This is a genomic window from Jiulongibacter sediminis (genome assembly GCF_001306455.1).
GTDB classification, from domain to species: Bacteria; Bacteroidota; Bacteroidia; order Cytophagales; family Spirosomataceae; genus Jiulongibacter; species Jiulongibacter sediminis.
On record NZ_LGTQ01000005.1, the window covers coordinates 595,881 to 622,486 of the forward strand.

General features: G+C 40.4%; 27 protein-coding genes. 10 read left to right on the forward strand and 17 right to left on the reverse strand.

Annotated elements, in window-relative coordinates; translation table 11 throughout:
- Positions 1-35: 35 nt before the first annotated feature.
- Positions 36-1,319, reverse strand: coding sequence for a cryptochrome/photolyase family protein (locus AFM12_RS02655; RefSeq protein WP_055143721.1), 1,284 nt, complete (start codon positions 1,317-1,319; stop codon positions 36-38).
- An 8-nt stretch (positions 1,320-1,327) separates the two neighbouring features.
- Positions 1,328-2,020 carry an SDR family NAD(P)-dependent oxidoreductase gene (locus tag AFM12_RS02660; RefSeq protein ID WP_055143722.1) on the reverse strand — a complete coding sequence of 231 codons (693 nt, stop codon included), beginning with the start codon at positions 2,018-2,020 and terminating at the stop codon, positions 1,328-1,330.
- 93 nt (positions 2,021-2,113) lie between these two features.
- Between AFM12_RS02660 and AFM12_RS02665 the strand changes: the two genes are divergently transcribed.
- From AFM12_RS02665 to AFM12_RS02695, 7 genes are read left to right on the forward strand one after another with little or no spacing between them, the layout of a single operon-like run.
- A complete protein-coding gene (locus tag AFM12_RS02665; RefSeq protein ID WP_055143723.1) occupies positions 2,114-3,379 on the forward strand; it encodes an HD domain-containing protein in 1,266 nt (421 codons plus the stop codon).
- Positions 3,376-4,398 (forward strand): UDP-3-O-(3-hydroxymyristoyl)glucosamine N-acyltransferase, encoded by a 1,023-nt coding sequence (lpxD, locus tag AFM12_RS02670; protein WP_055143724.1) that lies wholly within the window; start codon positions 3,376-3,378, stop codon positions 4,396-4,398. The genes AFM12_RS02665 and lpxD overlap by 4 nt, the downstream gene beginning before the upstream one ends.
- On the forward strand, positions 4,395-5,780 hold the full coding sequence (locus AFM12_RS02675) for a bifunctional UDP-3-O-[3-hydroxymyristoyl] N-acetylglucosamine deacetylase/3-hydroxyacyl-ACP dehydratase (protein ID WP_055143725.1): 1,386 nt from the start codon (positions 4,395-4,397) through the stop codon (positions 5,778-5,780). The genes lpxD and AFM12_RS02675 overlap by 4 nt, the downstream gene beginning before the upstream one ends.
- Positions 5,781-5,795: 15 nt before the next feature.
- Positions 5,796-6,590 (forward strand): acyl-ACP--UDP-N-acetylglucosamine O-acyltransferase, encoded by a 795-nt coding sequence (gene lpxA / locus AFM12_RS02680; RefSeq protein WP_055143726.1) that lies wholly within the window; start codon positions 5,796-5,798, stop codon positions 6,588-6,590.
- A gap of 2 nt (positions 6,591-6,592) precedes the next feature.
- Complete coding sequence (locus AFM12_RS02685) at positions 6,593-7,210, forward strand: ABC transporter ATP-binding protein (protein WP_055143727.1); 618 nt, start codon at positions 6,593-6,595, stop codon at positions 7,208-7,210.
- A gap of 43 nt (positions 7,211-7,253) precedes the next feature.
- Positions 7,254-10,694, forward strand: coding sequence for a DUF7948 domain-containing protein (locus AFM12_RS02690; RefSeq protein ID WP_157687267.1), 3,441 nt, complete (start codon positions 7,254-7,256; stop codon positions 10,692-10,694).
- 26 nt (positions 10,695-10,720) lie between these two features.
- A complete protein-coding gene (locus AFM12_RS02695) occupies positions 10,721-11,176 on the forward strand; it encodes a DUF4920 domain-containing protein (RefSeq protein WP_055143729.1) in 456 nt (151 codons plus the stop codon).
- A gap of 53 nt (positions 11,177-11,229) precedes the next feature.
- Here AFM12_RS02695 and AFM12_RS02700 read toward each other — a convergent pair whose 3' ends face one another.
- From AFM12_RS02700 to AFM12_RS02735, 8 genes are all read right to left on the reverse strand, one after another.
- A complete protein-coding gene (locus AFM12_RS02700; protein WP_055143730.1) occupies positions 11,230-11,685 on the reverse strand; it encodes a hypothetical protein in 456 nt (151 codons plus the stop codon).
- Position 11,686: 1 nt separating this feature from the next.
- Positions 11,687-12,313, reverse strand: a complete 627-nt coding sequence (locus AFM12_RS02705; RefSeq protein ID WP_055143731.1) for a hypothetical protein — start codon at positions 12,311-12,313, stop codon at positions 11,687-11,689.
- 35 nt (positions 12,314-12,348) lie between these two features.
- Positions 12,349-12,900, reverse strand: a complete 552-nt coding sequence (locus AFM12_RS02710; RefSeq protein WP_055143732.1) for an RNA polymerase sigma factor — start codon at positions 12,898-12,900, stop codon at positions 12,349-12,351.
- Positions 12,901-12,955: 55 nt separating this feature from the next.
- Positions 12,956-13,912 (reverse strand): transketolase family protein, encoded by a 957-nt coding sequence (locus tag AFM12_RS02715; protein ID WP_055143733.1) that lies wholly within the window; start codon positions 13,910-13,912, stop codon positions 12,956-12,958.
- A gap of 19 nt (positions 13,913-13,931) precedes the next feature.
- A complete protein-coding gene (locus AFM12_RS02720; protein WP_055145088.1) occupies positions 13,932-14,798 on the reverse strand; it encodes a transketolase in 867 nt (288 codons plus the stop codon).
- A gap of 139 nt (positions 14,799-14,937) precedes the next feature.
- Positions 14,938-15,387: a thioredoxin-dependent thiol peroxidase gene (gene bcp, locus AFM12_RS02725; RefSeq protein WP_055143734.1), complete on the reverse strand. Its 450-nt coding sequence runs from the start codon at positions 15,385-15,387 to the stop codon at positions 14,938-14,940.
- Between the two features lies 1 nt (position 15,388).
- Positions 15,389-17,275 carry a M23 family metallopeptidase gene (locus tag AFM12_RS02730; RefSeq protein ID WP_055143735.1) on the reverse strand — a complete coding sequence of 629 codons (1,887 nt, stop codon included), beginning with the start codon at positions 17,273-17,275 and terminating at the stop codon, positions 15,389-15,391.
- 12 nt (positions 17,276-17,287) lie between these two features.
- Positions 17,288-17,896 carry a fumarylacetoacetate hydrolase family protein gene (locus AFM12_RS02735; RefSeq protein WP_055143736.1) on the reverse strand — a complete coding sequence of 203 codons (609 nt, stop codon included), beginning with the start codon at positions 17,894-17,896 and terminating at the stop codon, positions 17,288-17,290.
- A gap of 97 nt (positions 17,897-17,993) precedes the next feature.
- Between AFM12_RS02735 and AFM12_RS02740 the strand changes: the two genes are divergently transcribed.
- Positions 17,994-18,827: a M48 family metallopeptidase gene (locus AFM12_RS02740; protein WP_055143737.1), complete on the forward strand. Its 834-nt coding sequence runs from the start codon at positions 17,994-17,996 to the stop codon at positions 18,825-18,827.
- 69 nt (positions 18,828-18,896) lie between these two features.
- Here the strand turns inward: AFM12_RS02740 and AFM12_RS02745 are convergent, their stop codons facing one another.
- The 3 genes from AFM12_RS02745 to sucC all read right to left on the reverse strand — a co-directional run bounded on the left by AFM12_RS02745 (position 18,897) and on the right by sucC (position 22,378).
- Positions 18,897-19,757: a mechanosensitive ion channel family protein gene (locus AFM12_RS02745; RefSeq protein WP_055143738.1), complete on the reverse strand. Its 861-nt coding sequence runs from the start codon at positions 19,755-19,757 to the stop codon at positions 18,897-18,899.
- On the reverse strand, positions 19,754-21,100 hold the full coding sequence (locus AFM12_RS02750) for a TIGR00341 family protein (RefSeq protein WP_055143739.1): 1,347 nt from the start codon (positions 21,098-21,100) through the stop codon (positions 19,754-19,756). Before AFM12_RS02750 ends, AFM12_RS02745 begins: the two co-directional genes overlap by 4 nt.
- A 66-nt stretch (positions 21,101-21,166) precedes the next feature.
- Positions 21,167-22,378 (reverse strand): ADP-forming succinate--CoA ligase subunit beta, encoded by a 1,212-nt coding sequence (gene sucC / locus AFM12_RS02755; RefSeq protein WP_055143740.1) that lies wholly within the window; start codon positions 22,376-22,378, stop codon positions 21,167-21,169.
- Between the two features lie 122 nt (positions 22,379-22,500).
- Between sucC and AFM12_RS02760 the strand changes: the two genes are divergently transcribed.
- Together AFM12_RS02760 and AFM12_RS02765 are read left to right on the forward strand one after the other, a co-directional pair.
- Positions 22,501-23,151 (forward strand): ABC transporter ATP-binding protein, encoded by a 651-nt coding sequence (locus AFM12_RS02760; protein WP_055143741.1) that lies wholly within the window; start codon positions 22,501-22,503, stop codon positions 23,149-23,151.
- An 11-nt stretch (positions 23,152-23,162) separates the two neighbouring features.
- Positions 23,163-23,930 (forward strand): queuosine precursor transporter, encoded by a 768-nt coding sequence (locus AFM12_RS02765; protein ID WP_055143742.1) that lies wholly within the window; start codon positions 23,163-23,165, stop codon positions 23,928-23,930.
- Here AFM12_RS02765 and AFM12_RS02770 read toward each other — a convergent pair.
- The 4 genes from AFM12_RS02770 to AFM12_RS02785 are packed head-to-tail and all read right to left on the reverse strand — an operon-like array spanning position 23,927 to position 26,591.
- On the reverse strand, positions 23,927-24,112 hold the full coding sequence (locus AFM12_RS02770) for a hypothetical protein (protein ID WP_055143743.1): 186 nt from the start codon (positions 24,110-24,112) through the stop codon (positions 23,927-23,929). The genes AFM12_RS02765 and AFM12_RS02770 overlap by 4 nt on opposite strands.
- Positions 24,106-24,624, reverse strand: coding sequence for a YfiT family bacillithiol transferase (locus tag AFM12_RS02775; protein ID WP_055143744.1), 519 nt, complete (start codon positions 24,622-24,624; stop codon positions 24,106-24,108). Before AFM12_RS02775 ends, AFM12_RS02770 begins: the two co-directional genes overlap by 7 nt.
- A 6-nt stretch (positions 24,625-24,630) precedes the next feature.
- A complete protein-coding gene (locus AFM12_RS02780; RefSeq protein WP_055143745.1) occupies positions 24,631-25,434 on the reverse strand; it encodes an inositol monophosphatase family protein in 804 nt (267 codons plus the stop codon).
- A complete protein-coding gene (locus AFM12_RS02785) occupies positions 25,416-26,591 on the reverse strand; it encodes a lipoprotein N-acyltransferase Lnb domain-containing protein (RefSeq protein ID WP_055143746.1) in 1,176 nt (391 codons plus the stop codon). Before AFM12_RS02785 ends, AFM12_RS02780 begins: the two co-directional genes overlap by 19 nt.
- Positions 26,592-26,606 lie beyond the last annotated feature (15 nt).

Sequence of the window (26,606 nt, forward strand, 5' to 3'; positions counted from 1 at the left end):
TACTCCTGAGTATTTTTTTTGACCTTTTTTCGGCCTCAGGATTCAATTCCTTGTTTATAAGCCTCTAAGGCTCGTTCCCTAGCTTCTTTGTGATCTACCATCGGATTTACATATTTGTCGGTGCCGAATTCAGGTACCCATTTTTTGATGTATTTATGTTGTTTATCGAATTTGTCTATCTGCGTCATCGGATTGAAAATCCTGAAATATGGGGCCGCATCACAACCCGTTCCGGCAGCCCACTGCCAGTTGCCGTTATTGGAGGATAGCTCGTAGTCCAGAAGCTTTTCAGCAAAATAAGCCTCACCCCATTTCCAGTCGATTAGGAGATGTTTACATAAGAAACTGGCCACCACCATTCTGACTCTATTATGCATGTATCCGGTGGCATTGAGTTCTCTCATGCCGGCGTCTACCATGGCATATCCGGTTTCTCCGTTGCACCATTTTTTGAAGTCATCTTCATTATTTCGCCATTTAATACCGTCATATTTTGATCTGAAATTATTCTTCACCACAGAGGGGTAATTGTAGAGAATTTGCATGAAAAACTCACGCCAAATCAACTCATTCATGAACTTCTGCTCCTCTTTGCCAAGCTTTGAGATAATATCTCTGATACTCACGGTGCCAAACCGCAAATGCGGACTCAGGTAACTTGTGGCATCCTTGGCAGGGAAATTTCTTACAGAGTCATACTTGTCAAGATCAGACAAATCATAATCCCTGACTTCTATCTCTGACTTTTCAAAACCTATATCTTTTAGGGAAGGAAAGTCAACTTCAAATTCATGAAAATTAGGTCTCCTCGGCAGTTCCTGAACTGAGAAATCTTTCTTTTTAAACTGGCTGAGCCACTTATTTTTATAAGGCGTATAAACCGTGTACGGGTCTCCATCGTCTTTTACAACCTCTTTCTCCTCAAAAATGACCTGATCTTTGAAGCGATGAAAATCGATCTCCCGCTCTTTTAATATGTCCCTGATGGCTCCGTCTCGTCGACGAGCATAAGGTTCGTAGTCCTTATTGGTATAAACGGCCTCAATTTCATACTCTTCAATCAATTCTGACCAAACCTTTTCAGGCTCTCCATGTTTGACTAATAAACTTGAATTATGATCGGATAGCTTCTGATTGATTTTCTCCAGCTGCTGGTGAATAAAAGTCACTCTGGCGTCATTTGACGGTAATTCTTTGAGAATCTTCTCATCAAAAATAAATAGACAAAGAACCGGATTGCCTTGTTTGAGAGCTTCAATAAGTGCGGTATTATCAAAAAGTCGGAGGTCTCGTCTAAACCAGAATATGTTGAGTTTCATAAATTGTTTTAATTCTTTATGGATGAAATACCACCGTCAATATGATGGATTTGGCCGGTAATCCAAGTGGCTTCATCAGATAAAAGGAAAGCCGCCATAGAAGCAATATCGTCTGCCGAACCAATTCTTTTCAAAGGATGTCTTTCGGCGTTCGCCTCTTTCTTCTGATCAGAGTTTAAAAGTTTTGATGCCAGAGGTGTATCTGTTACTGAAGGGGCTATGGCATTCACACGAATTGCTGGGGCAAGTTCAGCAGCCAAAGCCCTGGTTAATCCCTCCAGAGCTCCTTTCGTCGCTGAAACCTGGGCATGAAAAGGAAAGCCGCTTTGCACCGCAACCGTCGAAAAAGTCAACACCGATCCACTTTTTGACTTTTTTAAGGCTGGTAAAGCTTTGTTCAAAATATTGACAAAACCGACTACCTGCAGTTTGTAATCATTCAAATAATCATCAGCTTGAAGTCGCCCAAAAGGTTTGAGATTGATGGTGCCCGGGCAATAAACCAAACCATCTAAAAATTCGGGTAGGAAATCAATTCCGCCGGAATCATTGACATCAAAATGATGGTATTCCAGATTCTTTTTATTCTCCGTTTGATGTTCAAAATAGGTGGCAATGACTTTGTGGCCTTGCGAGGATAGTTTTTCAGCCAGCGTTTTGCCAATTCCGCTGGAGGCTCCGATAATAAGATAGGTTTTCATATTTTGGAAACATGTATCTACATCTATTAGTTTGATTTATTTAAAAATTGAACAAGAAAGGCTTTCACGGTCGGTTTGCCTATTTTTGCGGCAATGAAGAACAAGCGTAAGATTTTCAATGATCCCGTTTACGGTTTTGTCAAAATACCGAACGACCTGATTTTTGATCTTATTGAACATCCGTATTTCCAACGGCTGCGAAGAATTAAGCAGTTGGGGCTTGCCGATTTCGTCTATCCCGGTGCTCTACACTCCCGTTTTCAGCATGCTATCGGAGCCATGCATTTGATGACTCAGACTTTGAATTCATTGGAGTCAAAAGGTATTATGATTATGGATATTGAGCGTGAAGCGGCTCAAATTGCCATTTTATTGCATGATATTGGTCACGGCCCGTTCTCACACGTGCTTGAATATACCATTCTGGATGGCGTTTCTCATGAGGCTATAACGGATATGATTGTTGAGGAACTTAACAGCGAGTATCAGGGAAGGCTACAAATGGCTCTTCAAATGTTCAGAAACACTTACGCCCGTCCGTTTTTTCATCAATTGATTTCCAGCCAGCTGGATATGGACCGCATGGACTATATCAATCGCGATAGTTTCTTCACAGGGGTGGCCGAGGGAAGTATTGGTGTGGAGCGAATTATTAAAATGTTCACGGTCAAAAACAACCAGTTGATGGTTGAAGAAAAAGGCCTATTGAGCGTTGAAAATTTCCTTAATGCCCGCAGAATGATGTACTGGCAGGTGTACCTTCACAAGACTTCGGTGAGTGCAGAGGTGGTCCTTACCAAAGCTCTTGAACGTGTCAAAATGCTGCTCAGAGAGGGCAAACCGACCTTCTGCCCTGGTTATCTCAAACCTTTTCTGATTCAGGATGTTAACGCTGAAATGTTCAGAGAAGATAGCAGCTATTTGCAAAACTTCCTTCAACTTGATGATATGGATATCTGGTTTGCCATGAAAAACTGGCAGAACGAAGAAGACCCCATTCTCAGCTCGTTATCAAAGGCTTTTGTCAATCGAAAACTTTTCAAAGTAGCCATTTTTGAAGGTGGAGTAAGTGAGGAGTTAATTCATACGTTGAGATCAAAGCTACTTCAAAATGGGGTTAACCCAAACGACCTTAATTTTTACTATCAGACTGGCAAAATCAGTAACTCAGGCTATATTCCTGAGAATAGCCGCATAGAGATTTTGATGAAATCGGGGGATATTCAGGATGTGGCTGAGGCCTCAGATTTACCAACAATTAAGGCTCTCGGTAAGATCGTAGAAAAACATTATCTATGTTGGACGAATGACGTATATTTGCAGGACGATATTTATCAAAGCCGGAACCAGCTTGTATGAAATTTACAGTCCGACAAATCGCACACCTGATTGGTGGGGAAGTAGAAGGAGATGACAGTTTAGAGATAGATCAATTCTACAAAATTGAGGAAGGACAAAAAGGTGGAATCTCATTTCTGGCGAATCCCAAATACGAAAACCACATCTATAAAACCGATTCCTCTGCCGTCATCGTTTCTGATCAGTTCAGACCTCAGAAAGCCGTAAAGTCTTCTTTGATAAAGGTTAAAGACCCATACATGGCTTTCACAGAACTTCTCACTGAATACGAGAAAATATCAAGAAAAAAACAAACGGGTAGTGAACAGCCAGCATCTATCGCTGATGGTGCACAACTTGGCGAAGACGTTTTCGTCGGTGCTTTCAGTTACGTGAGTCCGGGAGTTAAAATTGGAGTCAATACGCAGATCGCTCAGCAGGTTTTCATCGGTGAAAATGTAAGCATAGGGGCAAACTGCATCATTCATCCAGGGGTGAAGATTTATAAAGAGAGTATTATTGAAGATAACTGCATCATTCACAGTGGAGTAGTTATTGGTTGTGATGGTTTTGGTTTTGCACCACAGGCTGATGGTTCTTATAAAACCATTCCTCAACTCGGGAATGTACATATTAAAAATAATGTGAGCATCGGTGCAAACTCAACGATCGACAGAGCTACAATGGGAAGCACCATTATTGATGAAGGTGTTAAGCTGGACAATCTGGTTCAGGTGGCTCACAACGTTTCTATTGGTAAAAACACAGTGATTGCCGCACAGGCTGGCATAGCGGGATCGACTAAAATCGGTGCCTACTGTGTTATCGGTGGTCAAGTGGGTTTTGTGGGGCATATTGAGATTGCCGACGGTACAAAAATTGGAGCTCAGGCCGGTGTAAACAGTTCAATCAAAGAAAAAGGAACAAATGTGACCGGAACGCCACATTACGACCTTAAAAAATATTTAAAATCTCAGGTGTACTTTAGAAAACTTCCTGAGATAATTAAGGAAATCGAAGATAAAACGAACAAGAAATGAACTCAAAACAATCTACAGTAAGTAGTGAAGTTTCGTTATCTGGAGTAGGGCTACATTCAGGTGAAAATGTAAACCTGAGTATTGCTCCTGCCGCTATTAATCATGGAATTGTATTCCAAAGAACTGATCTGGATGGCCAGCCGCTAGTGCCGGCTTTGGTAGATTTTGTGGTAGATACCAGTAGAGGTACAGTCCTTGAAAAGAATGGTGCCCGTGTTCAAACAACAGAACATTTACTTTCCGCTCTTGGAGCTCTTCAAATTGACAATGTTCTGGTAAAATTGGATGGTCCTGAAATTCCAATCCTTGACGGCAGTGCCCTACCTTTTGTAGAATTGATTGAAAAAGCTGGGATTGAGGAACAGAATGCTCTTAGAAATTATTTCACAATAACGGAGGCTGTTCAAATCAATAATGACGATCATAGTATTGAACTCGCTGCTCTTCCATTAGATGATTATCGATTGACCGTTATGGTTGATTATCAATCAAAAGTGATCAGTTCTCAACATGCTCAGCTGCATAATCTTGCGGATTATAAAGAATATATCGCCCCGTGCCGAACTTTCGTTTTTGTTCATGAGCTCGAAACTCTGTACAAAGCAGGTTTGATCAAAGGCGGAGATCTTTCAAACGCTGTTGTTATTGCTGAAAACATTGAGTCTGATGAGCGAATGAGTCAATTGGCGGAGCTTTTGGGCAAAGAGAAGATTAGCATTGGTGAAACCGGAATTGTGAATGATGAGCCATTGAAATTCAAAAATGAGCCGGCTCGTCATAAACTGCTCGACCTGATTGGTGATTTGGTTTTAGTCGGTCGTCCTCTGAAAGGCCATATTCTGGCCGCACGTCCAGGCCATGCAGCCAATGTTGATTTGGCGAAAGCGATCAAAAAAGCCATCGCTGCAAGTGACAAATCGGCCCCAACTTTTGACCCGAATGCCGAGCCAGTATTTGATGTCAATGGGATTGCAAAACTTTTACCTCACAGGTACCCTTTCCAACTGGTAGATAAGGTTGTTTCTCTAGATGGAACCTCTGTGGTAGGAATCAAAAATATAACCATGAACGAGCCACAGTTCACAGGGCATTTTCCTGATAACCCGGTAATGCCGGGCGTTCTACAGGTTGAGGCCATTGCTCAAACAGGTGGTGTTCTCGTACTTACATCCACTGGAGAACCAGAAGCTTATTGGCCGTATTTAGTGGGTATAGACAAATGCAGGTTTTTTAAAAATGTTTTACCGGGTGATACGTTAGTTATAAAATGTACGCTTCTGGCACCTATCCGTCTGGGCGTGGCTAAAATGCATGGAGAAGCTTGGGTAGGGGATAAAATGGTCTGTAGTGTCGATATGACAGCAAGACTCGTTAAAAAATAAACTCAAAACTCACGTATGAATCAACCTCTGGCATATATACATCCAGAAGCAAAAGTAGCTCAGAATGTAGTCATTGAGCCTTTTTCCACTATTTCAAAAGACGTTACAATTGGCGAGGGTACCTGGATAGGACCAAACGTTACTATCATGGAAGGTGCCCGTATCGGGAAAAATTGTAAGATTTTCCCGGGAGCTGTTATAGCAGCTGAGCCCCAAGATCTGAAGTTTCAGGGTGAATATACAACGGTAGAAATTGGAGATAATACCACCATCAGAGAGTGTGTTACTATCAATCGAGGTACAGTCGATAAGTATAAAACAGTAGTAGGCAAAAACTGTCTTATTATGGCTTATGTGCACATAGCTCACGATTGTATTTTGGGAGATCACGTGATTTTGGCGAACTCAGTTCAGCTAGCTGGCCACATTGAAGTGGGTGACTTTGTATTTATTGGAGGTACTTCTGCGGTTCATCAATTCGTCAAAATTGGTATTCATGCCATGATAGCCGGTGGTTCACTGGTACGTAAAGACGTGCCTCCCTACATTAAGGCGGCGAGGGAGCCTTTGTCGTATTCTGGTGTTAATTCGATCGGATTACGAAGAAGAGGCTTTGATAATGATCAGATCACTGACATTCAAAATATTTACCGTTACCTCTATTTAAAGGGTTTGAATTTTACTGATGCTCAATCAGCCATAGAACTTGAACTCGCCGCTACTCCTGAAAGAGATGAGGTTCTTTTCTTTCTCAAAAAATCAGAAAGAGGTATTATCAAAAACGGTCTTAGCAGAGGAGAGGAGAAATAGATTTGGAGATTCTACTTTCAAATATTGGTAAGAAATTCAGGACGGAGTGGATCTTTCGAGGCATTGATTATCATTTTAAAGAGAGTAAATCGTATGCTATTACCGGCCACAATGGTTCCGGCAAGTCGACTCTATTAAGGGTGATTACGGGAATGATGCCTGCCAATGAAGGAAAGGTTATTTTTCAAAATCAAGGAATTGAGCTCGGCAATGATGAGACGTATAAAAGAATTTCTTTTGCCGCTCCTTATCTGGAGCTTATCGAGGAATTTACGCTTCAGGAAATTCTTGATTTTCACATCAATTTTAAGCCTCTAATTGATGGGGTTAAGAAAGATGATTTTTTTGAATTGGTTTACCTAACCAGAGAAAAGACTAAACAGCTGAAGCAGTTCTCATCGGGCATGAAGCAGCGACTAAAATTAGGTTTGTCTTTTTTTACCGAGTCAGATGTCATTTTTTTAGATGAGCCTACAACCAATCTCGATGAAACTGGCATTCAATGGTATATTGATCAGGTTTCTAAGCTCAAAAAATCTAAATTGGTTATTATTTCCTCCAATGATAAAAGAGAGTATCAATTTTGCGATGAGATTCTGGACGTTACTGCGTTCAAATAGCCACTTTTTTATCTTTGCCAGCAGCCTCTTTTTCATTCAATCTGTGTCTTTTGCATACAATCCGGCCGGGAAGTATGTTTTTGTAGAAAATAAAGGTCAATGGCCTGAAGAAGTACTATTCAAAGCTGATATCCCAGGTGGTTACCTATTGGTAAAACAACAAGGACTTCAATATTTCTTTTATGACACCAAGACTTTAGCGGGTTTACACGCAGGCCCAAAAAAGGAGGAAAATACCAGAAAAGAAGTTGAAAGGATAAAAACTCAAAATGTATTTATAGAGTTTGAAGGTTCCCAAAGACCAATTTCTAATCCGCTTGAAGAACAAGCTCAGCTGTTCAATTATTTCTATGGAAAGAATAGCACCAAGTGGGTTCAAGGGGCCAGAGGTTTCAAAGAAATTTGGCTCAAAGGAATTTATACTAATATTGATTTCAGACTTTACAGCATGGGGGAGGCTCTCAAATATGAGTATGTGGTTCATCCCGGTGCCAAAGTTTCTGATATAAGCATGGCCTATTCAGGCCATTCATCCCTTCAGATTGAAAATGGAGCATTGAAGTTGGCAACGGAGGTAAATAATTTGAAAGAGTTTGAACCTTACACTTTCCAAAAAAGTGAAAATTCACGAAGAAGTGTAAAATCATCCTTTCATCTCGAAAATGACGTTGTCTCTTTCAGGGTTTCTGACTATAATCAAAATGAAGATTTGATCATTGACCCTGAATTGATTTTCTCAACTTATAGCGGGTCAGCCTCAGACAATTGGTCGCACACGGCTACTTATGATTCGCAAGGTAACCTATACGCTGGCGGAACTGTCTTTGGACCTTCCTTTCCGGTAACTCAAAATGCGGCTCAGAACTCCGTTGGTGGTGCCACCAATTCTTCCGGATTCTTGCTCACTACCGACGTGGTAATCATGAAATATAGCTCTGATGGCCAAACTCTGCTATATTCCACATTTCTTGGCGGTACACACTCAGAAGTACCCCACAGCATGATATGTAATTCGCAGGATCAGTTAGTTGTTTTTGGAACTACTTCATCTCCTGACTTTCCGGTGAGCAATTCAGCATTTCAGAAGAACTTTAGAGGAGGGCAAACTTTAAATGGTGGCCCCATTACGACAGGAATTGGTTTTGTGAATGGAACTGACATGTTCTTAACAGTTCTCAGAGAGGACGGCTCGGCCCTTCGTGGAAGTACGCTTTTAGGAGGTTCTGAAAACGATGGGATCCATGATTACAGAGCTTTTTTGATACAAAACTATGGTGACGAGTTCAGAGGTGAAGTTTATGTCGGTCCTGATGATGATATCTACGTGGCTTCAATTACAACTTCAGATAACTTTCCGGTAGTAGGTTCAAATAGTTCATTATCATCTGGTTATGACGGAATTGTTTTTCAAATGAGTCCTAATGTTTCTCAACTCAAATGGAGTACTTATTTGGGGGGAAAACGATATGACGCCGCCTACGGTATTAGAGTTAACTCGGCAAATGAAGTTTTCGTAGTTGGAACTACGCTCAGTGATGATCTTAATGCTTCATCAAACGCCATCAATAGAACAAGACAAGGGGAAGCGGATGCGTTTGTTATCAAATTTGTAAATGGTCAGCAAGTAGCCCTGACCTATTTGGGAACTGCTGAAGAAGAAATCGGCAATTTGATAGATCTTGATACTGAGGACAATGTTTATGTTTTCGGTCTTAGTCAAGGGGCTTATCCTATTAATGGCGTGGTTTACCAGAATCCCGGCAGCGGTCAGTTTATTCATTCCCTAAATTCAAGCTTGACTGAAACTAACTTTTCGACCGTTATAGGCACTGGAAAAGGGGTAGGGATGGTTGATTTGGTGCCCACAGCTTTTCTGGTGAACGATTGCGGAAATATTTACCTGGCTGGTTGGGGAGGAAAAATCAATACAAACAATGGCTATAACCCAAACAGTACCACCGAGGGTTTACCCGTGAGCTCAGATGCCTACAGAACCGAGACTAGTGGGAATAATTATTATTTAGCTATCCTTGAAGCCGGAGCCCGTTCCCTACTATATGCAACTTATTTCGGTTCTCAAACTCCTGCTGACCCGGACGATGAACGGGGAGATCACCTGGATGGCGGAACCTGCCGTTTTGATAAAAATGGTATAATTTATCATTCAGCCTGTGTTTGCCGCGGTCAAATCACCGGAAATGTCAGCTTTCCGACTGAAAACGGACTTCAGGCCAATCATAACAGTAATAACTGTAATATGGCGGCTTTCAAGTTTGATATTGATGTTTTGGAGGCCAATTTCGATTTGGTGGATGGGAGTAGCATTAATCCGGATTCGGTTTGCCAGGGTTCAAAGTTGAAACTTGAAAATAAAAGTAAAGGGGGAATAACCTATCAATGGTCTGTTAACGGAGAGGTGATTTCCAGATTGAGAGAACCCGAATATCTTTTTGAAGAAGCCGGTAATTTTGAAATAAAACTGGAAACTTTCAATGTGGTGACCTGTGCAAAGTCTGACTCATTTTTCCGTAGCATTCATATCATTCCTTTTGAAAGTTCGGTGATGGCTGATACCTCCGTATGCGGTGGCAGCGAGGTAATATTAAATGCAGAAGGAGGAGACTTCTATACCTGGTCCCCATCAAATTTGCTGGATGACTCAGAAATTCAAAACCCGACAGCATTGGTCTCAGAAAGCACAACCTTCACTGTTTTAATTAGCAATGATTTATGTTCTGTTGAGCGGGAGGTCACTTTATTAGTGGAAGATACCAAAGAGGATTTCATTGTCACCGAGAGTTCTGAAATATGCTCAGGTGATGAAGTTATTCTGAAAGCCACCGGTCTGGCAGATTATTTTGTCTGGTCTTCATCTGATATATCTGAATTGGAATCAGATAGTTTGACAGTACAGCCTTTTATTAGCTCTACTTACACGGTTCAGGCTTTTTACGCCGATGGTTGTAAGCCTAAGAAAGAGGTCAGTCTTTTGGTAGATGATTCCTATGCTCCTGATTTTGACTATTCCATTGAGTATGATTGTGGGAAGCCGTTTGAGCTAAAGTTTGAAAATCTTTCTTCCGGAAGTGCCTTGTACACATGGAAAATGGGCAATGGTGATTCGCTGTCTTCACAAATTCCTGAGAATTATACTTATGCTGCTCCCGGCATCTATGAAGTTACTGTTGATGCTCAGAACCCTATCGGTTGTGTTTTGAGTATCACAAAGCCTGTTGAGATACCTGAAGATGATGGACTTATCCCCAATGCGATTTCACCAAACAATGATGGAAAAAACGATACGTTTATTATTGGGATGAGCAATGTTCATCTCAAGATTTTTAATCGGTGGGGCAAAACAGTTTTTGAGTCTGAGGATTATCAAAATGACTGGGGCACGGATGTTGCAATAGGAACTTATTATTACGAAATACAGATTCCAAACGGTAGAAATTGTAAAGGGTGGATTGAAGTATTTCCTTAATTTTGAATACAAGAAATATTAAGAAAATGAAAAGGGTATTATTTTTAGCAGTTATTGTTTCATTCGCGGCTATTTCCTCAAAGGCTCAGGGCTATACTGTTTTTGGGGAAAGCTTTAAGCCAGGTAATTCTCTGGTTAATGTCAACGACCTGACAGAAGAAATGAAAGACATGACAGTAGAAGTTAAAGGTGAGGTAGTTGAAGTATGTCAGGTAAAAGGCTGCTGGATGAAAATCAAAATGGACAACGGTGAAACCATGCGTGTGACTTTTAAAGACTATGGTTTCTTTATGCCCAAAGATTTGGCTGGCAACTCTATCATTTTTAAGGGCGTGCCGACTGTAGCAACAACATCAGTTGAGGATTTACAGCATTATGCAAAAGATGCCGGAAGGTCAGATGCAGAAGTTGCTCAAATCACTCAACCAAAAGTGGAAATGACTTTTGAAGCTACTGGTGTACTGGTGCCTGCGGCATTTTAATAGGTAGATTTCAAATGCTATTTATAAAAAAAGCTCCTGAGAAGGAGCTTTTTTTAATCTCTTGTATTTCTTCGTTCCCGTAATTCTCTCAAAATCATCTGATTAAATTCACGTTCTGCTAAAAGTAAATCTGAGTATTGTTTAGCAGAAATCACCTCTAGAAATTGAGGACGATAACTTTTTGCTAAAGCCAACTCTTTTTCACGAAGCTTGAAAACTTCATCCTGGCGGGCAATCTCATTATCTTCGTTTCGCTGTCCACGAGTTTCACGAAGCTTTGATCGCAAATCCTGATTTAGCTGACGTTTTTCTTCGTCATATCTGTCATAAATGGGCCAGAAAGACTTTGCCTGTTCCTCTGTAAGAGAGATCTTTTGAGTAATCATTCCAACTTTCATAGCCCTCAGTTTCTCAAATTGTTCCCGGCTCGGTGGTCCACCAGGCCGTTGTGCCCATGAAATCATTGACCCGAAAATTAATAGAGAAAGCAGTAAACCTTTCAGTTTCATTTTAAATATCGTTAGCGTATTGTAAATCAATTAATTGCAGTAGCTCATCTTCACTGATTTCATCAAGAGGGTCGATATTTAAACCATTTGCTTCAAAACTATCATCCACAATCGAAGCAAAGTCTACCATATCTAACTCTTGATTCTCAAGGTAGCTTACCAGCGTTTCTGTTTCAAAATCAGCAAAAGCGATTTCAGAATTGGTTGCGGTATTATTTGAATTCAAAAAGAAATATCCGGCGGCTCCAATTGCTAATACCACTGCGGCCGCTCTTACATAGGTAGTACTGTTTCTCCAGATTTTGGTAAAAACACTTTGAGAAGGTTTATTCTGAAGGGTTTGACCTAAAACACTATTTTCTAGTTGTTGAAAATAACCCTCAGGAGCCTGGAAAGGATGTTCTATGCCCAACGGTAAATGAAATACACTCCTTTCTGTCTTGTCTAAAATTCTTTTTTCAAATTGTGCGAAATACTTTGAATCCGCTTTGAAAGGATGATCCACGTCAAGAGATAAATGCGTAGCACCACGCTCTACCTTACTTAAGATACTCTCTTCCAATTGTTTGAAGTAATCTGAATCTCCTTTGAAAGGTGTTTTTTCAGTATGTTTTTGATCCTTTTTCATGATTCAGTGCTTTGATGTCATTTTGACACAAAGGTTTAATCAAGCTCTATTATTTCTTCAATTTTTTTCTTCGCAGCATGATAGTTCGCTTTGAGACCTCCGATACTGGTATCGGTAATTTCTGCAATTTCCTCGTAAGTCAGGTGTTCAAAATACTTGAGATTAAAAACAAGCCTTTGCTTTTCAGGCAATTGCAATACAGCCTTTTGAAGAGCTATTGCGATATCATCTCCGGAAATATGTTGGGCTTTGCCACCGCCAGAATCTAGCATCCTTAAAAGCTCAGGATTCTCATCCATAGAGATATTATTCTGACTTTTTCTTCTTCTTAGAAAAGTAAGAGCTTCATTGGTGGCTATTCTGTAGAGCCAGGTATAGAGATTAGAGTCCCCTCGGAACTTGTCAAGATTCTTCCAGATTTTTACGAAAGCCTCTTGTAATACATCATCAGTATCATCATGATCAATGACAATCTTTCGAATGAGAAAGTACAATCGCTCTTTATAGGTTGAAAGGATTAATCTGAAAGCTTCGGGGTGTTTCTCCTCGTCTTCCAGCAATTGAATGATGTCTTTTTCTTCTGCCATATAAAAAAGGGTCAGCCTGAAAACACAGACTGACCCTTAAAATTAGTCAATTCTATTAACTCTTACGAGCGATAACTTTCAAAGTCTTTTCAACGATAGCTTCAGCTGAAAGACCATATTTTGCCATCAATTGCTCCGGTGTACCAGACTCACCGAATGAATCATTCACTGCCACATACTCCTGAGGAGCAAGGAAATTCTGAGCCAGAGTCTGAGCCACAGCATCGCCTAAACCACCATTTGCCTGGTGCTCTTCGCAAGTAACCACACATTTTGTCTTTCTTACAGACTTCAAAATTGCAGCGGTATCCAAAGGCTTAATCGTATGAATATTAATGATTTCAGCATCAATTCCTTTTTCAGCTAAAATTTCACCAGCCTGAATCGCTTCCCATACTAAATGGCCTGTAGCGAAAATACTGACGTCTTTACCTTCATTTACCGTCCATGCTTTACCAATTTCAAATTTTTGGTTTGGATCAGTGAAAATAGGCACTTTCGGACGTCCAAATCTTAAATAAGCCGGGCCAACATGATCTGCGAGTGCGATAGTTGCCGCTTTCGTTTGGTTATAATCACAAGGATTAATCACCGTCATGTTTGGCATTGATCTCATCATGGCGATATCCTCAAGAATTTGGTGTGTAGCACCATCTTCACCAAGAGTAAGGCCGGCGTGAGAAACAGCAATTTTTACGTTCTTATTTGAGTAAGCTATCGACTGTCGAATCTGATCATAGACACGACCTGAACCAAAATTTGCGAAAGTAGTCGGGTAGGGGATGTATCCACCGATGGTCAAACCGGCAGCAATACCCATCATGTTTGCTTCCGCAATACCTGTCTGGAAAAAACGCTCTGGGTTTTCTTTGATAAAAGTGGCAGTTTTCAATGAACCAACGAGGTCAGCACAGAGTGTAACCACCTTCGGGTTAGTTCTGCCAAGTTCAGTCATACCATCACCAAAACCTGAACGAGTATCTTGCTTTTCTGTATATGTATATTTCTTCATTTCTATTCAGATTTTAGGATTAATAATCGCCAAGTGTTTCAGGTAACTGAGCTAAAGCGGCCGCTAATTGCTCATCGTTTGGAGCAATACCATGCCATTTATGGCTACCCATCATAAAATCAACACCGGCACCCATTTCTGTATTCATCAGAATCATAATTGGCTGACCTTTTCCACTGATTCTTTTGGCTTTACGAAGGCCTTTCACCACTTCTTCCATATCGTTGCCGTTGGCAATTTCCATTACTCTCCAGCCGAAAGCTTTATACTTGGCTTTCAGGTCGCGGTTGTTCATCACCTGATCGGTAGAACCGTCAATCTGCTGTCCGTTGAGGTCAATCACTGCAACAAGGTTATCTACTTTGTGATGTGGGGCAAACTGAGCTGCTTCCCAGATTTGGCCTTCCTGTTGCTCACCATCACCCATTAAGACATAGACCATTCGGTCATCTCCATTGAGCTTTTTCGCCAATGCAGCACCAATAGCCACTGACATCCCCTGACCCAATGAACCTGAAGCCACACGGATACCCGGTAGGTGTTCATGAGTAGTAGGGTGACCCTGAAGCCTGCTGTCTATTTTTCTGAAAGTAGAAAGCTCGGCAACATCAAAATATCCTCTTCTGGCAAGAACTGAATAGAAGACTGGTGAAATGTGGCCATTAGAAAGGAAAAACAGGTCTTCATTAACGCCATCCATTCTAAATGACAAGAAACCACCTTTACCTTTTCTGTTGCTAATTTTCATTTGCTGGAAATAAAGGCCTACCAGCAAATCTGTACAGCCCAATGAGCCGCCTGGGTGGCCTGAGGCACATCCGTGCACCATCCTCACAATGTCTCTTCTAACCTGCGAAGCGATGTCTTCAAGTTCTTTGATTTGCATTAAAAAGTCGATTTTGATTGTAAACGGCACAAAAATAGCCATTTCTTCACAATAAGGAAGAATAACTTCATTTAATTAAATGTCATATTGACAATTATTAAAAAAGGTAAATAAAAAAGGGCTGGAGCCCTTTGACAAATTATGCCAGAATCTGATCTGTATGTTCTTTCGCCTTTACATTATCAATGATGTTTTCAATAACACCATTTTCATCAATAACAAAGGTGGTTCTTACTGTTCCCATATACTTTTTGCCATACATTTGCTTCTCCTGCCAAACTCCGTAGGCCTCGTTAAGGGCTTTTTCATCGTCAACAAGTAAGTCGAAAGGCAAGTCGAATTTTTTAATAAAATTCTGGTGCTTCTTCGCTGAATCAGGGCTTACTCCGAGTACCTTGATACCTTTTGAGGTATACTGCTGATAATTATCCCTGATATTACAGGCCTGGGTAGTACAGGTTGGAGTATTGTCTTTAGGATAGAAATAGAGGACTACTTTCTGGCCTTTAAAGTCGCTCAGTTTGACGGTTTCGTTATTTTGATTCTTAACTTCAAAATCAGGGGCTTTGTCACCTATTTTTAATGCCATTTTATAATGTTGATTTAAAGGTTTGTGTATTATTACAATTGTCAGTTACTCTAAAAACAATTTCCCCTGAAAATGGTTTACTCTCTTTCTTTTCAGACCAGGCTAAACCATTTTTGTATTCATACTCCATTAAAGTCCACTCTCCGTTTATATAGCATTCAAAGCTTTTTATGCCGGAAAGTCCGTCACTAATTTTAAAAGTCAGCTTATCGGAGTTCAGGCTCACTGCCCGAATTTCCGGCTTTTCACTATCTCTGAGAATTTCATAAGTCGAAAACTCTTTTGGATTAAACTCAATGACATCACCATTCCAACTACCACCAACATAAGTAGGTCTTCTACCGCTTGTTATATAAACCTTATCTTTTTCCAGATCAATTTCGGGTCTATTTACTCGCCAACGAGCTTTAAAGCGTCCGCCAAGCGGCTTGTCGTCTTTGTCCATGAATAGTTTATCGTCCGAAGACCGAATGTTGAGAAACAAAGTATGATAGAGCTGATTCTCAAAGTCAACTTCGAAATCGCGATCTTTAATTGTATTTCTTTCAGGACTTACCGAATGGGTGACAGGTAGTTCAAAGGTTTTTCCTTTAAATACGTATTGGGCAAAAAAGTCATCTCTTAAATCTACTAAATATGTGTTCTCAGTGGCGTTTTCATAAGCGGGCATCACTGGTTTTTGACGGTTTCCGTCAAGAAGAATTAAAGGTTCGGCAATTTTGCTTGTGATGATTTTTAATATACTATCGTAAAGTTCTACTTTATGACTTTCATACTTCCCAAGTTTTTTTAGTGATTCTCCGGTCGATTGATTCTGATTTAAATCAAAAAGTAAACTACGTGTGTTTTTATAACTGTCTTGAAGAGTCACGGAAATATTTGCCTTACCCGATTGGCGAAGATTAAATACCCCCATATTCTGATCATATTCGTAGAAATCCATAGTATTTCCACGCTCAAAATAGGCCTTGTGAAGTTTATCATTTTCTTCCACCATTCTTTTATAATTGGTGTGAAGATTCATATCCAACTTATTATGAAATGCCAGACGATCGAGGTTGAAGGAGTACGTCGGTATCTCATTGGCTTTGACCTCAATATTTTTGATACCTAACCTAAAAGGACTTGTATGTGATTTGTCATAAGTGTATAATTCAAGGCCTACATCGCCCCAAACCGAGATATTCCGATTAATCGTATAATTTCCATTTGCGTCAAGAGTTACCGGAAAATCAAAAGTTCCGAATTCGCCGTTTACTCGGGCATCTTTTGACATACAACGTAGGCTCACATATTCAATTACCGGTGCTCTGTTATCCTGAACTTCACTAAAGCCAAACATCGAAGGGTCCAAGGTGTTTTCTTCTGCATCTCTGATTTCAAAATGAAGGTGGGGACCACCGCTTCCTCCCGTATTTCCACTGATAGCGACCATCTCACCTTTATTCACGGGAAGTTCATTCGGTTCAAAATAGAGGTCGACCTCCCATTCTTGCTGCTCATATTGTTCCTTAGTCAGTCTCTTTTTGATTGCAGAAGCATATTCTTTGAGGTGGCCATAAACTGTTACCAAACCATTTGGATGAGTAATATAAAGTGCATTGCCGTATCCACCGCGACTCACTTTGATGCGGGAAACATAGCCATCAGCTGCGGCATACACTGATTTCCCTTCACGTCCGCCAGTGCGTATATCCAGGCCGGCATGAAAGTGGTTTATCCTGAGATCACCGAAAGTGCCGGAAAGCGAAGCTTGTCTGCCCGGATCAATAGGGAAGATAAAGTAACCCTGAGGATACTCTTCTTCTACAAGAAATTGAGGTTGTTTCCTCTCAACAACCTCGTTTGGCCAAAATGAGGCCAGAAATAAAAAAATATAGGGTAGCAAATAATTCAATGTTTACTTTACCTCAAAATCCAACATAACATTCCCCTCCAGACTTGCCTGAAGTCTGTCACCAATTTTAACTTCTGCCACACCAGCCGGAGTGCCCGTAAATAGAAGATCGCCTGTTTTCAGAGTAAAAAATTTTGAGACGAAACTTATAAGATAATCAAAAGTGTAAATCATAAGGCCGGTGTTTCCTTTTTGTCGAAGCTCGTTATTCACTTTCAAATCGAAATTCATGTTTGAAAGGTCAAATTTTTCTTTAGAAACAAAATCTGAAATTGGAGCTGAGCCATTGAAGCCTTTGGCCAAATCCCACGGCAATCCTTGTTCTTTTAAACGAGTCTGAATATCACGTGCGGTGAAGTCAATTCCCAGGCCAATTTCATCGTAGTATTTGTGTGCAAATTTTTCCTCAATATTCTTCCCCACCTTGTTGATTTTCAAAACCACCTCGAGCTCATGGTGAATTGAATTTGAAATAGAAGGGTAATAAAAGGGCTCATTGCCTCGTAAAACGGCCGTGTCTGGCTTTGTAAAGATAACCGGCTCGGTGGGAACATCATTTTTTAACTCTTCAATGTGGGCAACATAATTTCTGCCGACAGCGATAATTTTCATACTGGAACGTTTTGTTCGTAAGATTTTGCAAATTTACCGAAACAACGAACAAACGGTACCAAATCACATCTAAATTTCAATTTTACCTCAACTAAAAATGAACACATTTAAAAAGATATTTATAGCCTTGGTAGGCATTGGCTTTGTAATCCTCTCTTGCCAAAGAGTGCCAATCACCGGAAGGAAACAATTTGTTGGCCTTGTTTCTTCTGACCAGATGCTACAATTAAGTTTTGCACAATATGATGGCTTTATGGATACTTCCAAGGTGGTATCTACACGTCAAAAAGAAGGAGCAATGGTGGCAAGGGTTGGTTCGCGTATAAAAAAGGCTGTTGAGGACTACCTGATTGCCAACAACTACAGCGAGGTGATTGATGGTTATCAATGGCAGTTTAATACTGTAGAAAATGATCAATTAAATGCCTGGTGTATGCCGGGTGGCAAGGTCTGTTTCTATACCGGTATTCTTCCCATTTGTCAGAATGATGAAGGAATAGCCGTTGTAATGGGGCATGAGATAGCCCATGCAATAGCAGAACACGGCCGTGAGCGTATGAGTCGTGCTATGGCCGCAAATGGGATTACTCAGGTCGGAGCAGTGGCCGCAGGAATTGCCACTAAAAGTGAAGATGTCATGCAGGTCGCCGGACAGGTTCTGGGGATTGGTACTCAGGTAGGAGGGGTGCTTCCTAACAGTCGAAAGCAGGAATCAGAAGCTGATAATCTTGGATTAATTTTTATGGCCATGGCAGGATATAATCCTCAGGAGGGTGTTGCTTTTTGGCAAAGAATGCAGAAAGCAGGCGAAGGTAGCCAGAAACCACCTCTTATTTTAAGTACGCACCCTGCCGATGATCAGAGAATTGCTGATATGGAGAAAATGATGCCGAAAGCAATGAAATATTATTACGCCTACGGTGGACAATAGAAATAATAACTGACAACAAGGAGGGACTTTTCTATTAGAGAAGTCCCTTTTAATTACCTCTATAGTTCCTTAAGATTCGTTCTTTTTGATTCCAAGCGTTCCATCTTTTACATGAAGATCACGCTGAGGGAAAGGTATTTCGACGTTTTCATCTCTGAATTTCTTCACCACCATAAAACGTAGTTCACTTTTGGTGTTCTCAATTAAAAAGCCGTTGCTACTCCAGAATAACAATTGAAAATCAAGTGAACTGTCTCCAAAATTCGTCAATCGAACGATGGGGGCATGAGCAGTTGTATTCACATCCGGATGCTCTTCTGCACATTCTGTTAGTATTCTCTTGACCTGTTCGGGGTCACTTCCGTAAGCTACTCCTACCTTAATATCAAAACGTGTCAGAAAGGCATTGTGGCTCCAGTTTACCACATTCTCTGTAATGAACTTATGGTTGGGTACGATGATTACAATACCGTCACGGGTGAGAATTTCACTGGTTCTAAGATTAATTTCAGTTACCCGACCCACAATACCATCGACCTCCATGATATCACCGATTTTAACGGTACCCTCAACGAGGAGAAATACTCCCGAAACGATATCAGAGAAAATTTGCTGAAGACCAAGCCCTAAACCAACCAGTAAGGCGGCAGAACCGGCAAGAAGTAGTGTTATTTCAAAACCAACGGCTTCAAGACTTAATACTATAGCAATTACCCAAATGAAATATTTGATCAACAGCCAGAAACTCTCCTTATTTCGTTCATCTAAAGCCTTTCTTGTGACAAGCCTGTTCAAAATAGACTTGATTGAAAAAAGAAGTATTCTTGTTGTAATCAGAATGATGACAACAAGGAGCAAGTCCAGTACTTCCAGACTAAACTTTTCAAATTCCAGAAGCTTAAAACTCAATATTTCTTTGATTCTATTCATTGCTGCACAATCCTGATATCTTCCGTTTTTAATCGAATTTTTAACCAATCCTCCATTTGTGACAGGCGTTTTCCACGAACTGCTGCCTTAGTGTCAATGTAAACCATTGTTACTGTATCAATTTTGCCTTCTTTTTGATATATCTTTAGTTTGCTAAAGGCACTGGCTTCCACTTCCGGATATTGAACTTCCAGTTCGGCACAAACATCTGCTTGAATTCGGTCATATGCGGTGTAAGTACTTAGCTGTTCTTCCAGAAGGTTTATTCTTTGGTCTTTGGTTTCTACGAGTTCTTCATTTTTTCGGTAAAGGTCCTCGATGATACCCGCCCTCATGGTCTCAGCATCAGGCATATCCAGGTTATTCTTATTTTGACGAATCACCAAATTGGCATCTGCAATATTATAATCCGCCAGTTCTTTCTGTAAACGAGAAACTTCATAATCAGGAATTTCCGACCCGAATAGAAAGACCTCTATGAGCTTTTCTTTGGGCTCAATTTTTTGCTCTAAAACCCGACTATCCTCATATTGAAACTCATTGGTAATAAAAGCATTGGCATTTCTGGTGAAGATACTTCTTTTCACAATACCGTATCCCAAATAGATACTGGGCACCATGGTAATAATGGCCACAATCCAAACGTAAGTCTGCATTTTTCGCTGTTGAATAGCATCCACCCACTTCTTACTTGGAATGCCCATGAAGCGAATAATCAAAATCGTAGAAACGGTGATGAAAACACTGTTAATAAAGAAAAGGTAGGTGGCTCCGAGGAAGTAATTCAGGTTTAAGGTAGCAATTCCGTAACCCGCCGTACAAAGTGGGGGCATGAGTGCTGTAGCAATAGCAACGCCCGGTATAGCATTTCCCTTGTCTTTTCGGGTAGAGGCCACAATACCCGCTAATCCGCCAAAGAACGCGATGAAAACATCCCAAATCGTTGGAGTTGTTCGTGAAAGAAGTTCAGATTGAGCATCGCTCAAAGGGGTTAAAGCAAAATAAGCTGCAGAAGCAAAAACTGAAATCAAAACTGCAGCCATTAAGCTTCTGAATGACTTTTTGATCAATGGAAAATCGTAAATTCCAACTCCAAGACCCATTCCCATAATAGGCCCCATAAGAGGAGAGATAAGCATGGCTCCGATAACTACGGCTGTGGAGTTCACATTTAAACCAACCGAAGCCACGATTATGGCAAACATCAGAATCCAAAGGTTAGTGCCCCTGAATTCTACACCTTTCTCAATGGTCGCGATAATCTCATTATAAGAAGCCCTATCGGACTCCAGGTCCAGGAATCTCTTAATGAATTCCCTTAGTTCTTTCCAGATTTGATTCATTCTTTTATATAAAAAAGCTCCGTAATCCTGATGATTACGGAGCCTAAGATAGTAAGTCTTTCTTTATTACTTCAGTACACTTTGTACCAATTCTGCTGCTTCTTTTAGTTTTACAGCAGACGATACTTTCAAACCTGATTCATTGATAATTTTAGCACCTTCTTCGGCATTTGTACCTTGAAGACGTACAACGATTGGTACTGGAATCTCACCGATTGACTTATAGGCTTCCACAATACCATTGGCCACTCTGTCACATCTTACAATACCGCCAAAGATGTTTACGAAAATAGCCTTAACGTTGGGGTCCTTAAGAATGATTCTAAAACCGGCCTCAACGGTTTGAGCGTTTGCTCCACCCCCTACATCAAGGAAGTTCGCAGGCTCACCTCCGTAAAGTTTGATGATGTCCATAGTAGCCATCGCCAAACCGGCTCCATTTACCATACAACCTACGTTTCCGTCAAGTTTGACATAGTTAAGATCACTCTCTGAAGCTTCTACTTCCATTGGATCTTCCTCAGATTTATCTCTTAATTCAGCAATATCTTTCTGACGATAAAGAGCATTGTCATCGATGTTTACTTTAGCATCAACAGCTAAAATTTTATCATCTGACGTCTTCAATACTGGGTTGATTTCAAACATAGAAGAGTCGGTTCCTTCATATGCCTGATAAAGAGCATAGATGAATTTCACCATCTCCTTGTTAGCAGCACCGGTAAGACCAAGCTTGTTGGCTACTTTACGAGCCTGGAAGCCCTGAAGACCAACACGTGGGTCAATCCATTCTTTGATGATTTTTTCAGGAGAGTTCTCTGCTACTTCTTCGATATCCATTCCTCCCTCAGTAGAGGCCATGATCACATTACACGCCTTAGCTCTGTCAAGCAAAATAGACATGTAGTATTCTTTTGGCTCGCTATCTCCAGGATAGTAAGCATCTTCAGCGATCAACACTTTATTAACTACTTTTCCTTCAGGACCGGTTTGATGTGTTACCAGTGTATTGTGAAGCAGATTTGTAGAAATTTCTTTTACATCCTCCGGAGATTTAGCCAACTGAACACCACGCTGCTCAGTGCCAACAATTTTACCTTTACCGCGACCGCCGGCGTGAATTTGTGATTTTACAACCGCAAATTTGGAATTCGTCATTTTGGCAATCTCTTTATACGCAGAAACTGCTCTGTCAGGTGAATCTGCTACGATTCCACGCTGAATTCTTACTCCGTACTTCGCTAAAATTTCCTTACCTTGGTATTCGTGAATGTTCATTGGTTATATCTATGAAAATTGAACTTTTCTAATTCGTGGCAAATTAGCTAATTAATTGCTTCGTTCATAAAAAAATACCCGTGAAAAACTGATATTATTGTGATTAAAATAGAAAGCGATTCATGCTCAAAGGCGTAGATATAAAAAAGAAATATGGTGAATTAGAGGTTCTGAAAGGAATTGACCTTGAAATTCAATCCGGCGAAATTGTTGCTATAGTTGGTCCTTCCGGTGCCGGAAAAACTACACTTCTACAAATTTTAGGAACCTTGGATAAGGCTGATTCAGGAAAGATATTTTTGGATAATACGGAGTTAAGTGGTCTGAATGATAAGTCATTAGTTAGGTTGAGAAATGAAGAGCTGGGATTTGTTTTTCAGTTTCACAATCTGATGGCCGAGCTTACCGCATTGGAGAATGTTTCATTACCAGGCTGGATTGGTAAAAGAAATGAAGAAGCGGTAAAGGCAAAGGCAGCAAAACTTTTGGAAACGCTCGGATTGGGAGAGAGAAAAGATCATCTGCCATCTGAGCTTTCAGGGGGAGAACAGCAACGGGTAGCGGTTGCAAGAGCTCTGGTGAATGACCCCAAAATCATTTTTGCAGATGAACCGACTGGGAACCTTGACACCAAAAACGCGGATGAACTTCATCAGCTCTTTTTTGACATCAGAGAACAATTTAACTGCTCTTTTGTGATTGTTACACACAATAAAGATCTCGCCGCTCAGGCTGATCGAACTATTACTTTGAAAGACGGTTTATTAGTCTAAAATAACTAGCCTTGGAAACTAAGAAGCAAAAACTCTATATCATTCTCTGTGGTATTTTTTTAACAAATGCCATCACAGCCGAAATTATCGGAGCCAAAATTTTCAGCCTTAGTGATACATTGGGTATGGATATCAAGGGCTTTTCATTTCTTGGAATGGATATGGGTTTTGCTCTATCGGCTGGAACGTTAAACTGGCCTATTGTTTTTATTATTTCGGATGTCATTAATGAGTATTTCGGAAAGAAGGGCGTTAAGTTCATTTCGTACCTGACAGCTGCACTCATTACTTTTAGTTTTGCCGTAATCTATTTGGCTGTTTCTGTAAGGCCGGCAGAATTCTGGTTAGATGTCAATTCAACTGACACTCAAGGTAACCCTATCAATATCAATGAGGGTTTCAAAATGATTTTCAGGCAGGGAATGGGAATTATTATTGGTAGCATCGCCGCATTTTTAATAGGCCAAATACTTGATGCTCTGGTTTTTCACCGTTTGAGAAGAATTACAGAAAACAGGCTGGTTTGGTTAAGAGCGACGGGTTCTACAGTTTTCTCTCAGTTTTTTGATTCGTTCCTGGTCATTTTCATTGCCTTTTATGTCTTCGGCAACTGGTCTTTTAATCAGGTGATTCAGGTGGGTACCAATAACTATTTGTATAAATTTCTTGTGGCCATTGCATTGACTCCACTTGTTTACCTCGCTCATTTCCTAATTGATAAATGGCTTGGCAAGGAGAATTCTAAGGAATTAATCAGTGAGGCAACTAATGCAGATTAATTATCTGAAGGTACGTATTTCTCGAAATCAGGAATAGAACTGCATGAACCTGATGAGCAAGAGGAACATCCAGATTGATTTTTCCCATTTTTCAGAATAAAACGATCAGATCCTTTTTTGATTAAATAGCCTAGAGCACCTCCAAAAAGTGCCAGAATCAATATATTTTCTAAAACTACCATTCTCCTTTACAGATTTTTATATGTGCCAAATGGTGCTGACCATGCCAGGCGTATAGTGCCATCACCGTTTTAATATTCCAGAGTTTTTTGGACTCAGGGTGGAAGTATTGCTTGTTTAATTCGTCATCAGTATAAGATGACAATAAGGCTACCACTTTGGCGTGAATGCTTTTAATCATATTCACTGAAACGTCTATTGGTAATTGATAATCAGCTTCTTTAGCCCATCTGTCTTCAAAATAAGCTTTAATATGAGGGGTTTCCTCCGTTTGCGTCCACTTTAACCTGACCAGCATATTCATATGACTATCAGCAACATGATGAATAACCTGCCTCGCCGTCCAACCACCTGGCCTATAAGCCGTTGAAAGTTGTTCTTCCGAAATATCTGAAGTAACAGTGGCCAATTCTTTAGGGAAATCTCCCAGATTCTGAAGAAATTCATCAAGTTCAGCACGAGTATAAGAATCCTGAGCTTTGAAGTTTCCAATGGGATATTGCAATTCTTTCATATTGAATCAATTAAACCAAAAACGTTTTATTTCAGACAGAAGTTCTTTGTGAACCGCATTTCCGGCGACAACAAACCCTCCAAATAAATGATCATCACTTCCCTCAAAATCTGTGACTATTCCCCCGGCTTCTTCAACAAGTAAAATTCCGGCAGCCATGTCCCATGAATTGAGATTGTACTCATAAAAACCGTCAAAATATCCACTTGCTACGTATGCCAGATCAATGGCGGCTGATCCAAAACGCCTCAAACCATGAGTTTTTTGCATTAATGACTCAAGGATAAGAAGATACTTATCCATATTTTCAAATTTGTAGTACGGAAAACCTGTGGCTAATAAGCTTTCACCTAAAGTTTGAGACTGAGCCACCTTGATGGAGCGACCATTACAAAAAGCACCACCACCTTTTATCGCGGTATACATTTCATTAACCGGTATATGATAAATCACACCGACCAATACTGTTTTGCCCTTGGCCAAAGCCAGACTAACCGAGTAATTCGGAACATTATGAATGTAATTAGCTGTACCATCAAGTGGGTCAATAATCCAGTTCAGGCCGTCCATATCTGCAGTATCTGCCGTTCCTTCTTCTGTAATGAACCCCGCTGCTGGCAAAATTTGACGTAGTTGAGATACAATCAGTTTCTCCGCTTGTTTATCAACATAAGATACCACATTATTGACATCTTTGTACTCTACAGCCTCAGAATAAAACCTTTTACGCTCGTTTGCAATGAACTCTCCGGCTTCCTGAGCCGTTTTTTGAAGCTTTTCGCAAATATCCTTTAAATCATTCTTTTCCATACTAAATATGATCTCATCAGTACAATTCCTGCAATGGGCAGAATGGCTACATTAAATGTTTGTGGTAAAAACTTGAACAGTAGGAGCAAGGCGATTACCATAACCATTTGAACCAGAAAAACCTTTTTCACTAAAGGCTGTTTTGCTTTTTTCTTAACAAAAAGTGCTAAAGGAAAAAGAATCGGCAGAGCCCATAATACATTCCAGTTGTATTCAGTTACTCCGTGATCAGTAAAAAACCAAAGGAGTAAAAAGATAAAACCGCATAGACCTGTTAGAGTGAAAAGAACTTTATCCAGCGACAAATACCATTTTCCACTCTGAGATTCTCTATAACTGATGAAAAGAAAAGCCAGAAACAAAATAGCGAAGAACATAAATGGCTTTATTGGAAGCGACTTTGATTCATTTGAAGCCATATTCAAATCGTACTTCGTTTGTACTAGAGGAAACCATTCGCCATTTCTTCTAATTTTAGCCGAGTCAAAGGCTGCCATCAAATTATCAGGAATAAACATTGCCCGATAGGCGTTGGTGGTCTCATCGGCTGGAACTCCAATTAACAAGTCCATCCCAAACTCTGACCAGTCATTATTGCTTTTCTGACTGCTAATTTTTATCCAATCCCGGAAGGACTTTTCTGCATTCAATGTTTGGCTGAACTGTAAACTATCTCCTGTGGCATACTCCAGAACATCTCTGACTCTTGTAGAGCAGTTGTCATAAAAGAATTTGTATCGATACTCACGATTTTCTGGTTGATAATTCTCCATCAGGAAATCAAAAAATCGTTGTTTTTGCTCTTGGTTGAGGTTTAATACCTGCTGTGTTACCTTTCGGTTTTCGCTGATCCAGTAAGGCGTTTCATCTCTGAAATTATAGGCTCCTATTTCGTAGGGGAGGGTTCCTCTGAGAAATTTGAGATAAAAACTCTCTTTTCTGAAGTCGAAAACTCCATAATTAAAATTGACATCAATTCCCTGAACAGGATCTTTAACCCGAATGGCTGTATGACCAGCGAACGACCACAATTCTTCGCCCGGGGAAATGGTTAGGAGAGAAATTTCGGATTGTTCCGACAGTTTCTGAGGCTGAAACTGTGCAAATAATTTTGTACCAACAAGCAGTACAAAAGTCAGGAATAGTAGTTTTTTCATTCAGAATGCAATATA

What these genes read in the sequence shown, in the direction of transcription:
- AFM12_RS02655 (WP_055143721.1), bottom strand. Translation starts at nt 1,319, where the DNA reads ATGAAACTCAACATATTCTGGTTTAGACGAGACCTCCGACTTTTTGAT.
- AFM12_RS02660 (WP_055143722.1), bottom strand. Translation starts at nt 2,020, where the DNA reads ATGAAAACCTATCTTATTATCGGAGCCTCCAGCGGAATTGGCAAAACG.
- AFM12_RS02665 (WP_055143723.1), top strand. Translation starts at nt 2,114, where the DNA reads ATGAAGAACAAGCGTAAGATTTTCAATGATCCCGTTTACGGTTTTGTC.
- lpxD (WP_055143724.1), top strand. Translation starts at nt 3,376, where the DNA reads ATGAAATTTACAGTCCGACAAATCGCACACCTGATTGGTGGGGAAGTA.
- AFM12_RS02675 (WP_055143725.1), top strand. Translation starts at nt 4,395, where the DNA reads ATGAACTCAAAACAATCTACAGTAAGTAGTGAAGTTTCGTTATCTGGA.
- lpxA (WP_055143726.1), top strand. Translation starts at nt 5,796, where the DNA reads ATGAATCAACCTCTGGCATATATACATCCAGAAGCAAAAGTAGCTCAG.
- AFM12_RS02695 (WP_055143729.1), top strand. Translation starts at nt 10,721, where the DNA reads ATGAAAAGGGTATTATTTTTAGCAGTTATTGTTTCATTCGCGGCTATT.
- AFM12_RS02700 (WP_055143730.1), bottom strand. Translation starts at nt 11,685, where the DNA reads ATGAAACTGAAAGGTTTACTGCTTTCTCTATTAATTTTCGGGTCAATG.
- AFM12_RS02705 (WP_055143731.1), bottom strand. Translation starts at nt 12,313, where the DNA reads ATGAAAAAGGATCAAAAACATACTGAAAAAACACCTTTCAAAGGAGAT.
- AFM12_RS02710 (WP_055143732.1), bottom strand. Translation starts at nt 12,900, where the DNA reads ATGGCAGAAGAAAAAGACATCATTCAATTGCTGGAAGACGAGGAGAAA.
- AFM12_RS02715 (WP_055143733.1), bottom strand. Translation starts at nt 13,912, where the DNA reads ATGAAGAAATATACATATACAGAAAAGCAAGATACTCGTTCAGGTTTT.
- AFM12_RS02720 (WP_055145088.1), bottom strand. Translation starts at nt 14,798, where the DNA reads ATGCAAATCAAAGAACTTGAAGACATCGCTTCGCAGGTTAGAAGAGAC.
- bcp (WP_055143734.1), bottom strand. Translation starts at nt 15,387, where the DNA reads ATGGCATTAAAAATAGGTGACAAAGCCCCTGATTTTGAAGTTAAGAAT.
- AFM12_RS02735 (WP_055143736.1), bottom strand. Translation starts at nt 17,896, where the DNA reads ATGAAAATTATCGCTGTCGGCAGAAATTATGTTGCCCACATTGAAGAG.
- AFM12_RS02740 (WP_055143737.1), top strand. Translation starts at nt 17,994, where the DNA reads ATGAACACATTTAAAAAGATATTTATAGCCTTGGTAGGCATTGGCTTT.
- AFM12_RS02745 (WP_055143738.1), bottom strand. Translation starts at nt 19,757, where the DNA reads ATGAATAGAATCAAAGAAATATTGAGTTTTAAGCTTCTGGAATTTGAA.
- AFM12_RS02750 (WP_055143739.1), bottom strand. Translation starts at nt 21,100, where the DNA reads ATGAATCAAATCTGGAAAGAACTAAGGGAATTCATTAAGAGATTCCTG.
- sucC (WP_055143740.1), bottom strand. Translation starts at nt 22,378, where the DNA reads ATGAACATTCACGAATACCAAGGTAAGGAAATTTTAGCGAAGTACGGA.
- AFM12_RS02760 (WP_055143741.1), top strand. Translation starts at nt 22,501, where the DNA reads ATGCTCAAAGGCGTAGATATAAAAAAGAAATATGGTGAATTAGAGGTT.
- AFM12_RS02770 (WP_055143743.1), bottom strand. Translation starts at nt 24,112, where the DNA reads ATGGTAGTTTTAGAAAATATATTGATTCTGGCACTTTTTGGAGGTGCT.
- AFM12_RS02775 (WP_055143744.1), bottom strand. Translation starts at nt 24,624, where the DNA reads ATGAAAGAATTGCAATATCCCATTGGAAACTTCAAAGCTCAGGATTCT.
- AFM12_RS02780 (WP_055143745.1), bottom strand. Translation starts at nt 25,434, where the DNA reads ATGGAAAAGAATGATTTAAAGGATATTTGCGAAAAGCTTCAAAAAACG.
- AFM12_RS02785 (WP_055143746.1), bottom strand. Translation starts at nt 26,591, where the DNA reads ATGAAAAAACTACTATTCCTGACTTTTGTACTGCTTGTTGGTACAAAA.